The following is an 11,907-nucleotide window of genomic DNA, read 5'->3' as shown; positions in this document are numbered from 1 at the left end:
CCTCATTGGGATGTGAGCAAAGGCGGGCGGCGCAGCAAGCCGTGCACCGGACCGAACACCACGGACAACAGATACAACGCACCCGCCACCAGTACGATGGCGGGCCCGCTGGGCAGCGATAGGTAGAAGGACAACAACAGGCCAAGCCACACCGACAGGCAACCGAGCAGCGCCGCGACCATCATCAGGACCGGCAGTCGACGGCTCCAGAACCGCGAAGCGGCAGCCGGCAGCATCATCAGGCCGACCACCATCAACGCACCGATGGCTTGGAAGCCGATCACCAGGTTCAACACCACCAAGGTCAGGAACACACCATGGGCCAAGGGACCCAGGCGACTGACGGTTTGCAGGAACAGCGGATCCAGGGTGTCGAGAAGCAGGGGTCGGTAAATCAGCGCCATCGCTACCAGGCTGGCTCCGGAAACCCAGAGCATGCCGGTGAGCGTCGGGCCGTCTACTGCCAGTGCTGATCCAAACAACAAATGAAGCAGGTCCAGGCGCTTGCCGGCCATGCCGAGTATCAACACACCAGCTGCCAAGGAAATGGGATAGATCGCCGCGAGGCTGGCGTCTTCCCGTAGACCGGTACGACGGGTGATCCACGCCGCGAGCCCGGCCATACCCAGGCCCGCACCGAGACCGCCCAGTGTCAGGGCCGGCAGGCTCAGCCCGGCGAACCAGAACCCCAGGGCCGCGCCGGGCAGGATGCCGTGGGCCACGGCGTCGCCGATCAGGCTCATGCGGCGCAGAATCAAAAAGACCCCCAGCGGGGCCGTGCTGCATGCCAATACCAGGCCGCCAAGCAAGGCCCGACGCATGAAGACGAACTCCTGAAAAGGTTGCCAGAAATGGGTGGCCGCGAGCATCAGGCCACCCATGTGCAAGGTTGCTGGGCAATCAACTCGACACTGCGATCCAGTACGCAGCCGGTATGGTTGATCAGCAATGTGTCCGGCATGTGCTCGCGTACCGCCGCCAAGTCATGGCAGACCACCACCACAGTCCTGCCTGCAGCGTGCCAGCCGTGAATGTGTTTCCACAGCAGTGCCTGGCCTTGTTCGTCGAGTGCTGCGTGGGGCTCGTCGAGCAACAGCAGTGGCGCTTCAGCCAGACTCAAGCGAGCGAGCAGGGCGCGTTGTAACTCGCCGCCAGACAGCGCCATCAACGGACGATGTTCCAGACCTGCCAGCGCCCAGTCTTCCAGGGCGGCCTGGAGCAACTGTCTTCGCATCGCTGGCGTGTGGCGGTTACCCCAGGAACCGGCGGCCACCAACTCTTGCAAGCTGATGGGGAATTGCCGATCCAGATGTAGCTGCTGTGGCAGGAACGAGACACCGCCACGCCGTGGAACATCCAGCGAGACTTTCCCGGAGAGCGGTTTTTGCAGCCCCGCGAGCACTTTCAGCAAGCTGCTTTTACCTGAGCCATTGGCGCCGATGATGGCGGTCAGGCTACCCGCCGGCCGCTCCAGGTTCAGCGCCGGCGTGAGGGGCTGTCCGGGCGCGCCCCAGCGCAACGCGTGGCAACGGATCATGATGCCTCCCGCTGCCAGCGGCTTTCGGCCACGGCGTCATGGGCGTGCAGGCTTTCGGCGTGGACGACGCGAACATCCAGGGCGACGATGTGGGATGACCGCTGCAAGGCGGCGCTTAATCGCCGAGCGGCATCCTCGCAGAACATCAGGTTCTGGCCGTTGGCTAGGGCGAAGGCTTGCTCATCGGCGCGTTTGACTGCAGTTTGCACAGCAGTGCCGAGGGCGGCTTCAGCGTCGTTGATCAGAGACAGCAGTGGCAATTCGTCGACGTTGGCCTCCAATCTTAGACTCAGCGTCGCGGTACTGCGCTGGCTATGGGGGGTAGCCACAATGCCGTTTGCTGAGCCCAACCAGGCGAGGATGTCGGCGTGCTCGAGTCTCTTGTTAGCGAAGTCGTTCACGAATTGTTGCTGGATCAACTGTCGTGCCAGTGCTGCTGAGCAAGGACAGGTGGAAGAGTAGGGAATCTGAATTTTCAGTTCCACGTGGAACAGTGCGTTTCTCAGCTGCGCTTCAATGCTCACCGGATAACGCTTCCAACCAGCCAAGGGGCTGATCAGCGCCGGACGCTTGAGCAGCAAATCTGTGTGAATACTTAGTGACGCAGTCTGGGATAAGCCTTCATGGCTATCGAGAAACTGCTGCAGTATGCGGCGCAGGAGTATCGGCGAAAGCGGCGTCTCTTCCAGCATTTCCAACGCCAAGTACAGGCGTGACATGTGAATGCCCCGAGCATCTCCATTGTCGAGGCTGACACCCGCGTCAGCGACCGCGCTGAGACGCTGACCGTCGATTAACACGGGTATTGCGATGCCACACATGCCGACCCAATCGAGGGGCAACGCTTGGCGTGAAACCTGCGCAGCAACGTCTGGCAGTGTTAACGCATTCATGGTCAAGGTCCATCGTAGGTTCGAGTTAATGTTATAGTATAACAGTAAATTCGAAGAAACCTTTTCCATGAACGGAGTTTCATCTGCTCCGCTCACGTTCCACGTGAAACATCAGCGTGACGAATCTTGGCAACCGTTCATACGACCGCAGACGAATTTTCCGGCGCTACCGCCCGAGCTGGAAAACCGATTGATCGTCGTCCAGCCAACACGCCGACTGTATCCAACCCAACTCTCTCCGTCAGACGCCACTCCTGTAAAGAACGTCAGCTGTCCGTAACGACTGTTGGTTTGCGCCCAATAACGATGACTGAGCGCTTCAAAACCACGCAAATAAATCGTACTTCCAATGGTCGCGACGCTGTAGGCATTGCCTTGGCCATCCACACAAGCCAGCAAATTCGCGCTGCGGGTGCAGGTCGCCAAGAGCGGGTTTTGCGCCGAAGCGCTCAGCACCCACAGTAGCAACGGGCTCGCTAATACGAATTTCAGGTAGTTGCGCATTGATTAATCTCAGACCGTTGAGGGCTGCGGGACTGGTTGAACTGTGTTGTTATACTATAACATAAAAAGCACGCAGACCTTGAACCCAGTCAAAAGCCTGAAACGAGCCGCAACACGCGTGAACAGCGTGAGCAACGGCCGCCCCGATGAGGATATACCTGATGCCCAATCGCCTTCCTGTCACCGTACTTTCCGGATTCCTCGGTGCCGGTAAAAGCACGCTGCTCAATTACGTGTTGCGTAATCGCGACAATCTACGGGTCGCCGTGATCGTCAACGATATGAGCGAGATCAACATCGATGGCAGCGAAGTCCAGCGTGATGTCACCCTGAACCGTGCCGAAGAGAAGCTGGTGGAAATGAGCAATGGCTGCATCTGCTGCACGCTGCGCGAGGACTTGCTGGAGGAAGTCGGTCAGCTCGCCAGGGAAGGGCGCTTCGATTATCTGCTGATCGAGTCGACGGGTATTTCTGAACCCTTGCCGGTGGCTGAAACCTTCACGTTTCGCGATGAAGAGGGCCGCAGCCTGGCCGATGTCGCCCGGCTCGACACGATGGTGACGGTGGTTGATGGCGTGAATTTCCTGCTGGATTTCCAGGCCGCCGAAAGCCTTGCGTCACGGGGTGAAACCTTGGGCGAGGAAGACGAGCGCTCGATTACTGACCTGTTGATCGAACAGATCGAGTTCGCCGACGTGATTTTGATCAGCAAAATCGACCTGATCAGCCGTCACGAACGGGAGGAGTTGGTCGCCATTCTGCAACGTCTCAACGCCCAGGCCCGGATCATCCCCATGGTCATGGGGCAGGTCCCCCTGGGGAGCATTCTCGACACCGGTCTTTTCGATTTTGAACGCGCGGCTCAAGCCCCCGGCTGGCTACAGGAGCTGCGCGGCGAGCACGTGTCCGAGACCGAAGAATATGGCATCGCCTCGACGGCCTATCGGGCGCGCCGACCCTTTCATCCCCAGCGGTTTTTCAATTTGATCGACCGCCCATGGACCAATGGCAAGCTCCTACGCTCGAAGGGTTTCTTCTGGCTGGCCAGCAAACCCGAAGAAGCGGGCAGTTGGTCCCAGGCCGGTGGCTTAATGCGGCATGGGTTTGCCGGGCGCTGGTGGCGTTTCGTGCCAAAAAGCCAATGGCCGCAGGACGAAGAAAGCACCGCTGCCATCCTGAACAACTGGCTTGCGACCACGGGCGATTGCCGTCAGGAGTTGGTATTCATCGGGCAAAACATCGACTTCACCCGGCTCAGCGCGGAGTTGGATGCCTGCCTGCTCACCGACGCTGAAATGGCCCTGGGTGCCGAAAGTTGGCGCTTGCTGCCGGACCCGTTCGGCCCGTGGCATGACGAGGTCGCGGCGTGATGCTGGCGCCCACTCTGAAAAAGGCTGCGCAGGTGCGGCAGGTCCAGGGCGAAACGCCGCGGATTCTGACGCAGATCCTGGACGACGGCACCAACCTGGCGGTCTGGCAGCGTGAGCTTCCGGCCCACATCCACGATTTTTCGGCGTTGGTGCTTTCGCTGGATGAGCCTCTGGCTGAGTCGCTGGTTCTCGAATTGCCGGAAGAGGACGCGCCACCGGCGTTGAACGGTCTCGCCAAGGGCTTCAGCGACCTGCAAGGCTACGAAGGCTTTATCGCCGACGTCGCCTGGCTGGTCAGCGCCTTTGCTTGCCTGCTGGGGGCTCGGCGCATCGGCCTGCGTCTACGAACGCTGGACAAGGCCATGTGCCCGCGCTTTCACGTCGACCACGTGCCAGTACGGCTGATCACCACTTACGCCGGCGTCGGCAGCCAGTGGCTGGAGGAAGGCGCCATGGACCGTCTATGCCTGGCGCAGCCCGAAGCCGAGCCAAGCGATCCGCGGGTGATCCAGCAGCTTTGCAGCGGTGATGTGGCGTTGCTTAAAGGCGAGAAATGGCACGGCAATGAAGGTTTCGGTCTGATCCATCGTTCGCCGGAGCCGGCCCCGGGGGAACGTCGATTGATCCTCACGCTGGACTGGCTGGCCTAAGGCTTGAGCCAGGTACCCTGGCTTTGCCCTTCACAAAACGGCTGGAGATAAGCCGCATCGGTGGCCACGCCGTAATAGTGAATATCCTGGTGGTAGGGCATATTGGCGACTTGGGCGTTGCTGCAGATACCAAACGCGCCGCCAGGGCACTGATCGACGTACTGCACCTCGACTTTTTGCCCGGCGAGGCTTGGCTGGCAGAAACCGTCGGCGAACAACTTCTGCGGAATGTTGCGGTTCTGCTGGCAGACTTTCACATCGAGGCGTTCCGCCTGACTGTGCACCACACAGGCCTGGGCCAGTGCCTGGTTCGAAGTCAGTGCCAGTAACAACCAGCCGATCATCCGCATTTTCACCTCCATCGAAAGCCGTCGATTATGTTGCAGAACATTCCCACCCATGTCATCGCCGGCCCCTTGGGCGCGGGCAAGACCAGTTTGATCAAGCAACTGCTGGCCCAGCGCCCGGCCAACGAACGCTGGGCGGTGTTGATCAACGAGTTCGGCCAGATCGGCCTGGACGCCGCGCTGCTGACCCAGGCCGCCGATGGTATCGCACTGGGCGAGGTGGCCGGGGGGTGTTTGTGTTGCGTCAACGGTGCGCCCTTTCAGGTCGGTCTCGGTCGTTTGCTGCGCAAGGCGCGACCGCACCGACTGTTCATCGAACCTTCCGGGCTGGGCCATCCGGCGCAACTGATGCGGCAACTGAGCGAAGCGCCCTGGCTCGGGGTGCTGACGGTCCAGCCTTGTGTGCTGGTGCTGGATGCCCAGGCGATGGCGGCGGGCAAGCCGTTGCCCGATGCCCAACGACAAACTTTGGACTGCGCCGGATTGTTGGTGTTGAACAAATCCGAAAACCTCACCGAAACCGATCGCGCTCGCATCACTGCGCAACTGCCGCCGCGTGGGCTGTACTGGACACAACAGGCGGTGTTGCCGATTGAGCGACTGCCGGGGTTGGCGGCTCGAGGGAGTGGGGTTGTGGATAACGTGGTCTTGCCCAAGGACGTGGGACAGATGTCAGCCATCTGGACAGACCCGAAGTCGCCGATCTGCCTGTATCAGCAGCAGGAAGGCAGCTGGAGTATCGGCTGGCGCTGGCATCCGAGCCAGTCATTCGACACGGCGGCATTGGCTCAATGGCTGCTGGGCTGGGGTTGGAAACGCGCGAAGCTGGTTATCCACAGCGCCGACGGCTGGGTATCAGCCAATGCGTTGGACGGCGCCGCACTGGATTGGAAAGCCAGCGAGTGGCGCCAGGACTCACGGATCGAACTGATTTTCGATGAGCTGCAAGACGTCGATGCCCTGCAAGCCGGTCTGGCGAATTGTCGGTACCCCTGAGTCAGTCGTGTTTCAAGGCTTCCACTTGTTGTGTTCCTGACGCCACTGGCTCAACTCGATGACCTCAGCCCTGGGCCTGGTCTGGGCCGGTTCAATCGGCGTGGGCGGTGATTCCTCGAATGGCATCGGGTAGGGGGCCAGCTCGATGTGCGCGCTGTGGGCACCGAACTGGGTAATGGTGCCCGAATGGCGGGTTTCACCCGTGACGGTAAATTCGAAATTATAGATACGCGCCAAGCGTCGTCGTCCGTTTGCATCTTTCACGAAGCCGATCTTTTTCAGCGCCACGTTCCCGTCCAGCAGCTCGATCTTGAGGTTGGCGCAATGCTGCATGACCCTCGCCAAGGCCCGTTCGCGCAAGCCATGGTTATGCCACAGCCAGGCGCCGCCGGTAGCCAGCAGCATCAGCACGAAAATATTTCCAAGGGTCAGCATGAACGAAGTGCTCCAACAAGTTGCGGTCAGCTTAACTGTGTCGCCGGTCTGTCGTATAGGCTGCGTTTAGTCGCATACTGCGCGGCTCGAATTTCAATCGTTTTACGGAAACTTCCCGCATGAAACGTACACCTCATCTGCTTGCCATCCAGTCTCACGTGGTATTCGGTCACGCCGGCAACAGCGCTGCCGTGTTTCCGATGCAGCGGATTGGGGTGAATGTATGGCCGCTTAATACCGTGCAGTTCTCCAATCACACTCAATACGGGCAATGGACTGGGGAAGTGCTTGCACCGCATCAGATACCGGCCTTGGTGGAGGGCATCGCGGCGATCGGTGAGCTGGGTAATTGCGATGCGGTGCTGTCCGGTTACCTGGGCAGCGCCGCCCAGGGGCGGGCGATCCTGACGGGGGTAGCGCGGATCAAGGTTGCCAACCCCAAGGCCCTGTACCTGTGCGACCCCGTCATGGGGCATCCAGAGAAAGGCTGCATCGTGGCGCCCGAAGTGAGTGAGTTTCTGCTGGAAGAAGCCGCTGCCGTGGCGGACCTTATGTGCCCGAACCAGCTGGAGCTGGACAGTTTTTCGGGGCGCAAGGCGCAATCACTGCTGGACTGCCTGGCCATGGCCCGTGCATTGCTCGCTCGTGGGCCCAAAGCGGTGTTGGTCAAGCATCTGGCCTATCCCGGCAAGCCCGATGACAGCTTCGAAATGCTGCTGGTGACCGCCGACGGCAACTGGCATCTCCGCCGTCCGCTGCTGGCTTTCCCTCGCCAGCCGGTGGGCGTGGGTGACCTGACGTCGGGGTTGTTCCTGGCGCGGATACTGTTGGGGGATAGCCTGGTGGCGGCGTTCGAGTTCGCCGCCGCAGCGGTGCATGAGGTGCTGCTGGAAACCCAGGCCTGCGCCAGCTACGAGCTGCAACTGATCCGAGCCCAGGATCGGATTGCCCATCCACGAGTGCGTTTCGAGGCGGTGCCGATCAGCCTCTGATCGGCACCGTGGAAATGCTGCAAATCCTGTGGGAGCGAGCTTGCTCGCGATGAGGGCATCACATTCAACATAGATGTTGGCTGTGACATCGCCATCGCGAGCAAGCGCGCGCCCACATTGATCTTTGTCGATCCGTTAAGGCCCGTCCGCCTTGATCTCCTGATACCGCTTTTCCAGCTCCTGGCGGATCTGCCGGCGTTGCTGGGCTTGTTCATAACGGCGCTTTTCTTCGCCGTTCTGCGGTTGCAACGGAGGGACAACAGCCGGCTTGCGCTGGTCATCCACCGCAACCATGGTGAAAAAACAGCTATTGGTGTGGCGTACCGAGCGTTCGCGAATGTTTTCGGTCACGACTTTGATCCCCACTTCCATCGACGTGTTGCCGGTGTAGTTCACCGACGCCAGGAAGGTCACCAGCTCGCCGACATGAATCGGCTCACGAAAGATCACCTGGTCGACCGAGAGGGTCACCACGTAGCGTCCGGCGTAGCGGCTGGCGCAGGCATAGGCGACTTCGTCGAGGTATTTGAGCAGGGTGCCGCCATGGACATTGCCAGAGAAGTTGGCCATATCGGGGGTCATCAACACCGTCATCGACAGTTGGGCGTTTCCGGGTTCCATAACGTTCTCACGGTTCAAGGCAGCAATTCGGGGAGTGCACCTCTGCGGGTGCTGGTGAGTGGCCGAACAGGCCACCAGGTTTTCAAAACCACCGATATCGGGACGCTGCGCCTGTGGTTGCCGTCACGCGCCGATGGATCTGTTTCCATATATTGCACCGTCTTTTTGTCGGAAGTCGCGGTGTTACCCTTCAAAAGCCCGTTGCGAGGGCAATTCCTACAAGGGAAACGGACTTATCTGGCTCTGGGATGAGTCACTTTTTGAACAGGGAGCCCCGACATGCATGCCATCAGCTTCATCCAAGACTTGGCGATCATCATGATGGCTGCGGGGCTGGTGACCGTACTCTTTCATCGCTTCAAACAACCGGTGGTACTGGGCTACATCGTGGCCGGCTTCATCATCGGCCCGCATACACCACCGTTCGGCTTCATTCACGATGAAGACACGATCAAGACATTGGCCGAACTCGGGGTGATTTTCCTGATGTTTTGCCTGGGCCTGGAATTCAGCCTGCGCAAGTTGTTCCAGGTCGGGGCCACAGCGTTTATCGCAGCGTTCCTCGAAATCGTGCTGATGATCTGGATCGGCTACGAAATTGGTCGCTGGTTCGACTGGAGCACCATGGACTCGCTGTTCCTCGGCGCCATCCTGGCGATCTCCTCGACCACCATCATCGTCAAGGCCCTCAACGACCTGAAGATGAAGAACGAGCGCTTCGCGCAGCTGATTTTCGGGGTGTTGATCGTCGAGGACATCCTGGGTATCGGCATCATCGCCTTGTTGTCGAGCATTGCCGTCAGCGGCACAGTGAGTTCCGGCGAGGTGTTTTCCACCGTCGGCAAGCTGTCGCTGTTCATGATCGTCGCGTTGGTCATCGGCATCCTGTTGGTGCCGAGGGTGCTGGCCTACGTGGCGAAGTTCGACAGCAATGAAATGCTGCTGATTACTGTGCTAGGCCTGTGTTTCGGTTTCTGCCTGCTGGTGGTGAAGCTGGAATACAGCATGGTGCTGGGAGCGTTCCTGATCGGTGCGATCATGGCCGAATCCCGGCAACTGCTGAAAATCGAGCGGCTGGTGGAGCCGGTGCGTGATCTGTTCAGCGCGATTTTCTTTGTCGCCATCGGGCTGATGCTCGATCCGGCCATATTGCTGCAATACGCCTGGCCGATTGCCGTGATCACTGGCGCCGTGGTGCTCGGCAAGATGCTGTCCTGCGGCCTCGGTGCCTTTATCGCGGGCAACGACGGACGCACCTCACTGCGCGTTGGGATGGGGCTTTCACAGATCGGCGAGTTTTCCTTCATCATCGCCTCGCTGGGGATGACCTTGCAGGTGACCAGCGACTTCCTCTATCCGGTAGCGGTGGCCGTCTCGGTGTTGACCACACTGATGACGCCGTACCTGATCCGGGCTGCCGATCCGTTGTCCGTCAAGTTGGCAACGGTCATGCCGCAACGGCTGACGCGGGTGCTGGGGATGTATGGCGAGTGGCTGCGCAGCATCCAGCCCCAAGGTGAGGGGGCGGTGGTAGCCTCGATCATCAGACGGATTTTGTTGCAGGTCGGGATCAACCTGGCCCTGGTCATCGCGATTTTTGTCTCGGGTGGCTATTTTGCCGAACGGATGTCGGCCTATCTGCAAGCGTGGATCAGTGATCCGAGCTGGCAGAAAGCATTGATCTGGGGCGGGGCTTTGTTGCTGTCGCTACCGTTTTTGATTGCCGCGTACCGCAAACTCAAGGCGCTGTCGATGTTGCTGGCGGAGATGGGCGTGAAGCCGGAGATGGCGGGCCGCCACACCCAGCGCGTGCGCCGGGTGATCGCCGAGGTGATCCCGCTGCTCTCGCTGCTGGTGATCTTCCTGCTATTGGCCGCCTTGTCGGCCAGCATCCTGCCGACCAACAAGTTGCTGGTATTGATCGCCGTGGTGGCGACTGCCGTGGCGGCACTGCTCTGGCGCTGGTTCGTCCGCCTGCATACGCGGATGCAGGTGGCCTTGCTCGACACCCTGGACAATCACAAGGACTCGTCCGGGCATTGAACGGCGGCGGGCGCCCGGCGGATCAGCTTTCCAGCCAGACGTCCCGGGCCCAGTGCCAAACCGATTCCCAGGTCTCCTCGGCGATCAGTTCTTCTTCGGCCTGCCACAGCACGACGGTGCCATCTTCTTCGACGCAATAATAATCGTCGCCGTCCTGGCAGATCGGGATCAGGCTGCGGTCGACACCGGCATCCCAGGCATTGGCGGCCACGTCCGGCAGGTAGGTGTGGGATTGTGGATCGGTGACGGTCACCGGTTCCAGGCTGCCGTAGACCACATCGCTGACGGTCAGCAAAAACTCCCGGAAGACGAATGGGATATCGATGAACAACTGCTCTTCGATCTCTACCAGCAAGTCTTCGTCGGGCAACTCCAGCGGGACCGGTACGGGCTCGTTGGCTTCACGCAATTGTTCGATGATTTCTTCCACGTCCGGGGATCCTCTTTCTCGATGGCGCGGTTTGTATGGAGCGGTTTATACAGTAGCTCGCCATAGATGCAACCGCGAAATAGAAAACCCCGGCCAGAGCCGGGGTTCTTTTATTTCAACATGCGAAATGCGAAAAGGTTCAACCGTTCTGGCGGATACCGGCCACCAGCCAAGGCTGGTCATCGCCCTGGGCACGTTCCATGTTCCAGCTTTCGCTGAACGCTTCGCCCTTGTCGAAGCGAGAGTCCTTCGACAAGCCGCTGAAGGTCAGGGTGGCGATGGTCTTGTCGGCGCGATCGTCGACACCGTCCAGTTGCACCTGCAGATTGTCGATGTAGGTGGACTGGAAGCCATCACCCAGTTCGCTGCGCTCGCGCTTGAGGAACTCCAGCAATTGCGGGGTCACGAATTCGGCGATCTTGTCCATTTCGTTCGCGTCCCAATGCTGCTGCAAGGACATGAAGTGGCTGCGCGCGGCTTCGATGAAGCGTTGTTCGTTGAACCAGGCCGGCGCGTTGATGACCGGACGAGCGGCCACAGGCGCCGCCGAACCACCGAAGATGGAACCACTGGCAGGCTGCTGGTTGAACACTTCACGTTGCATCGGCGCATGGCCAGCCGGAGCGAGCTGCTCTTGCTGCTTGCGGCGACGGGCGGCAATGAAGCGGAAGACCAGGAAGGCGATGACCGCCATGATCAGGATGTCGAAGATCTGCATGCCCTGGAAGCCGTCGCCCATGAACATGGAGGCGAGCAGGCCACCGGCGGCGATGCCGGCCAGGGGGCCGAGCCAGCGCGAAGCACCGCTGGCCTTGGTGGCTGCGCCAGCGGCACCGGCCGCACCTGCGGTGGCAGCGGTAGAACCGGCGGCAGAGGACGGCGCCATCTGGCTGGTCTGGTGAGTCGGGGCTGCCCCCGAGCTTTTACCACCGCCAAAGCGCTTGGCGGCATTGGCGTCGATGGCCATTGTCAGGCCGATGCACAACGCCATGGCGACGCTAAGAAAACGTTTCATATAAAGGCATTCCCATTTGTGGATAGCACGCGCGCCATGTTGCACAGCTGAACTGTTGCTGGCTAGCGACAGAG

The 11,907-nt window shown here is 60.2% G+C and carries 14 protein-coding genes; 5 read left to right on the top strand and 9 right to left on the bottom strand.

Features of this window, described 5'->3' with window-relative positions:
- Window positions 1-2: 2 nt before the first annotated feature.
- From LOY70_RS29755 to LOY70_RS29740, 4 genes are all read right to left on the bottom strand, one after another.
- The gene (locus LOY70_RS29755; protein ID WP_123344526.1) at window positions 3-869 is read right to left on the bottom strand and encodes a metal ABC transporter permease; all 867 of its coding nucleotides are present in this window, start codon (window positions 867-869) and stop codon (window positions 3-5) included.
- Window positions 869-1,537 carry a metal ABC transporter ATP-binding protein gene (locus LOY70_RS29750; RefSeq protein WP_265032209.1) on the bottom strand — a complete coding sequence of 223 codons (669 nt, stop codon included), beginning with the start codon at window positions 1,535-1,537 and terminating at the stop codon, window positions 869-871. Before LOY70_RS29750 ends, LOY70_RS29755 begins: the two co-directional genes overlap by 1 nt.
- Window positions 1,534-2,430 (bottom strand): GTP cyclohydrolase FolE2, encoded by an 897-nt coding sequence (folE2, locus tag LOY70_RS29745; RefSeq protein WP_265032208.1) that lies wholly within the window; start codon window positions 2,428-2,430, stop codon window positions 1,534-1,536. Before folE2 ends, LOY70_RS29750 begins: the two co-directional genes overlap by 4 nt.
- Before the next feature lie 111 nt (window positions 2,431-2,541).
- Window positions 2,542-2,934 (bottom strand): glutamine synthetase, encoded by a 393-nt coding sequence (locus LOY70_RS29740; RefSeq protein WP_265032206.1) that lies wholly within the window; start codon window positions 2,932-2,934, stop codon window positions 2,542-2,544.
- A 161-nt stretch (window positions 2,935-3,095) separates the two neighbouring features.
- On the opposite strand from LOY70_RS29740, the gene zigA reads away from it, so the two are divergent.
- Together zigA and LOY70_RS29730 are read left to right on the top strand one after the other, a co-directional pair.
- Window positions 3,096-4,304 carry a zinc metallochaperone GTPase ZigA gene (gene zigA / locus LOY70_RS29735; protein WP_265032204.1) on the top strand — a complete coding sequence of 403 codons (1,209 nt, stop codon included), beginning with the start codon at window positions 3,096-3,098 and terminating at the stop codon, window positions 4,302-4,304.
- Complete coding sequence (locus LOY70_RS29730) at window positions 4,304-4,954, top strand: DUF1826 domain-containing protein (RefSeq protein WP_265032202.1); 651 nt, start codon at window positions 4,304-4,306, stop codon at window positions 4,952-4,954. Before zigA ends, LOY70_RS29730 begins: the two co-directional genes overlap by 1 nt.
- On the opposite strand, the gene LOY70_RS29725 is transcribed toward LOY70_RS29730, so the two are convergent.
- Window positions 4,951-5,304, bottom strand: coding sequence for an NADH:ubiquinone oxidoreductase (locus LOY70_RS29725; RefSeq protein ID WP_265032200.1), 354 nt, complete (start codon window positions 5,302-5,304; stop codon window positions 4,951-4,953). The genes LOY70_RS29730 and LOY70_RS29725 overlap by 4 nt on opposite strands.
- A gap of 27 nt (window positions 5,305-5,331) precedes the next feature.
- Between LOY70_RS29725 and LOY70_RS29720 the strand changes: the two genes are divergently transcribed.
- Window positions 5,332-6,297 carry a CobW family GTP-binding protein gene (locus LOY70_RS29720; protein ID WP_265032199.1) on the top strand — a complete coding sequence of 322 codons (966 nt, stop codon included), beginning with the start codon at window positions 5,332-5,334 and terminating at the stop codon, window positions 6,295-6,297.
- Window positions 6,298-6,309: 12 nt separating this feature from the next.
- Here the strand turns inward: LOY70_RS29720 and LOY70_RS29715 are convergent, their stop codons facing one another.
- On the bottom strand, window positions 6,310-6,732 hold the full coding sequence (locus tag LOY70_RS29715; RefSeq protein WP_265032197.1) for a DUF3301 domain-containing protein: 423 nt from the start codon (window positions 6,730-6,732) through the stop codon (window positions 6,310-6,312).
- Between the two features lie 119 nt (window positions 6,733-6,851).
- Between LOY70_RS29715 and pdxY the strand changes: the two genes are divergently transcribed.
- The gene (gene pdxY / locus LOY70_RS29710) at window positions 6,852-7,724 is read left to right on the top strand and encodes a pyridoxal kinase PdxY (RefSeq protein WP_265032195.1); all 873 of its coding nucleotides are present in this window, start codon (window positions 6,852-6,854) and stop codon (window positions 7,722-7,724) included.
- Between the two features lie 135 nt (window positions 7,725-7,859).
- Here pdxY and LOY70_RS29705 read toward each other — a convergent pair whose 3' ends face one another.
- Window positions 7,860-8,345: an acyl-CoA thioesterase gene (locus LOY70_RS29705; protein WP_265032194.1), complete on the bottom strand. Its 486-nt coding sequence runs from the start codon at window positions 8,343-8,345 to the stop codon at window positions 7,860-7,862.
- 279 nt (window positions 8,346-8,624) lie between these two features.
- Here LOY70_RS29705 and LOY70_RS29700 point away from each other — a divergent pair, with 279 nt between their 5' ends.
- On the top strand, window positions 8,625-10,388 hold the full coding sequence (locus tag LOY70_RS29700) for a cation:proton antiporter (protein ID WP_265032192.1): 1,764 nt from the start codon (window positions 8,625-8,627) through the stop codon (window positions 10,386-10,388).
- A gap of 22 nt (window positions 10,389-10,410) precedes the next feature.
- Here the strand turns inward: LOY70_RS29700 and LOY70_RS29695 are convergent, their stop codons facing one another.
- Both LOY70_RS29695 and LOY70_RS29690 read right to left on the bottom strand, forming a co-directional pair.
- A complete protein-coding gene (locus LOY70_RS29695; protein ID WP_003187120.1) occupies window positions 10,411-10,818 on the bottom strand; it encodes an SMI1/KNR4 family protein in 408 nt (135 codons plus the stop codon).
- Window positions 10,819-10,957: 139 nt separating this feature from the next.
- Window positions 10,958-11,833, bottom strand: coding sequence for a Tim44 domain-containing protein (locus LOY70_RS29690; protein WP_025216239.1), 876 nt, complete (start codon window positions 11,831-11,833; stop codon window positions 10,958-10,960).
- Window positions 11,834-11,907: the final 74 nt, after the last annotated feature.

This window comes from Pseudomonas sp. B21-054 (assembly GCF_026016345.1).
Lineage (GTDB): Bacteria > Pseudomonadota > Gammaproteobacteria > Pseudomonadales > Pseudomonadaceae > Aquipseudomonas.
The sequence above is the reverse complement of the archived record's forward strand: the minus strand, read 5'-3'. Positions and strand labels throughout refer to the sequence as shown.

What these genes read in the sequence shown, in the direction of transcription:
- LOY70_RS29755 (WP_123344526.1), bottom strand. Translation starts at nt 869, where the DNA reads ATGCTCGCGGCCACCCATTTCTGGCAACCTTTTCAGGAGTTCGTCTTC.
- LOY70_RS29750 (WP_265032209.1), bottom strand. Translation starts at nt 1,537, where the DNA reads ATGATCCGTTGCCACGCGTTGCGCTGGGGCGCGCCCGGACAGCCCCTC.
- folE2 (WP_265032208.1), bottom strand. Translation starts at nt 2,430, where the DNA reads ATGAATGCGTTAACACTGCCAGACGTTGCTGCGCAGGTTTCACGCCAA.
- LOY70_RS29740 (WP_265032206.1), bottom strand. Translation starts at nt 2,934, where the DNA reads ATGCGCAACTACCTGAAATTCGTATTAGCGAGCCCGTTGCTACTGTGG.
- zigA (WP_265032204.1), top strand. Translation starts at nt 3,096, where the DNA reads ATGCCCAATCGCCTTCCTGTCACCGTACTTTCCGGATTCCTCGGTGCC.
- LOY70_RS29730 (WP_265032202.1), top strand. Translation starts at nt 4,304, where the DNA reads ATGCTGGCGCCCACTCTGAAAAAGGCTGCGCAGGTGCGGCAGGTCCAG.
- LOY70_RS29725 (WP_265032200.1), bottom strand. Translation starts at nt 5,304, where the DNA reads ATGCGGATGATCGGCTGGTTGTTACTGGCACTGACTTCGAACCAGGCA.
- LOY70_RS29720 (WP_265032199.1), top strand. Translation starts at nt 5,332, where the DNA reads ATGTTGCAGAACATTCCCACCCATGTCATCGCCGGCCCCTTGGGCGCG.
- LOY70_RS29715 (WP_265032197.1), bottom strand. Translation starts at nt 6,732, where the DNA reads ATGCTGACCCTTGGAAATATTTTCGTGCTGATGCTGCTGGCTACCGGC.
- pdxY (WP_265032195.1), top strand. Translation starts at nt 6,852, where the DNA reads ATGAAACGTACACCTCATCTGCTTGCCATCCAGTCTCACGTGGTATTC.
- LOY70_RS29705 (WP_265032194.1), bottom strand. Translation starts at nt 8,345, where the DNA reads ATGGAACCCGGAAACGCCCAACTGTCGATGACGGTGTTGATGACCCCC.
- LOY70_RS29700 (WP_265032192.1), top strand. Translation starts at nt 8,625, where the DNA reads ATGCATGCCATCAGCTTCATCCAAGACTTGGCGATCATCATGATGGCT.
- LOY70_RS29690 (WP_025216239.1), bottom strand. Translation starts at nt 11,833, where the DNA reads ATGAAACGTTTTCTTAGCGTCGCCATGGCGTTGTGCATCGGCCTGACA.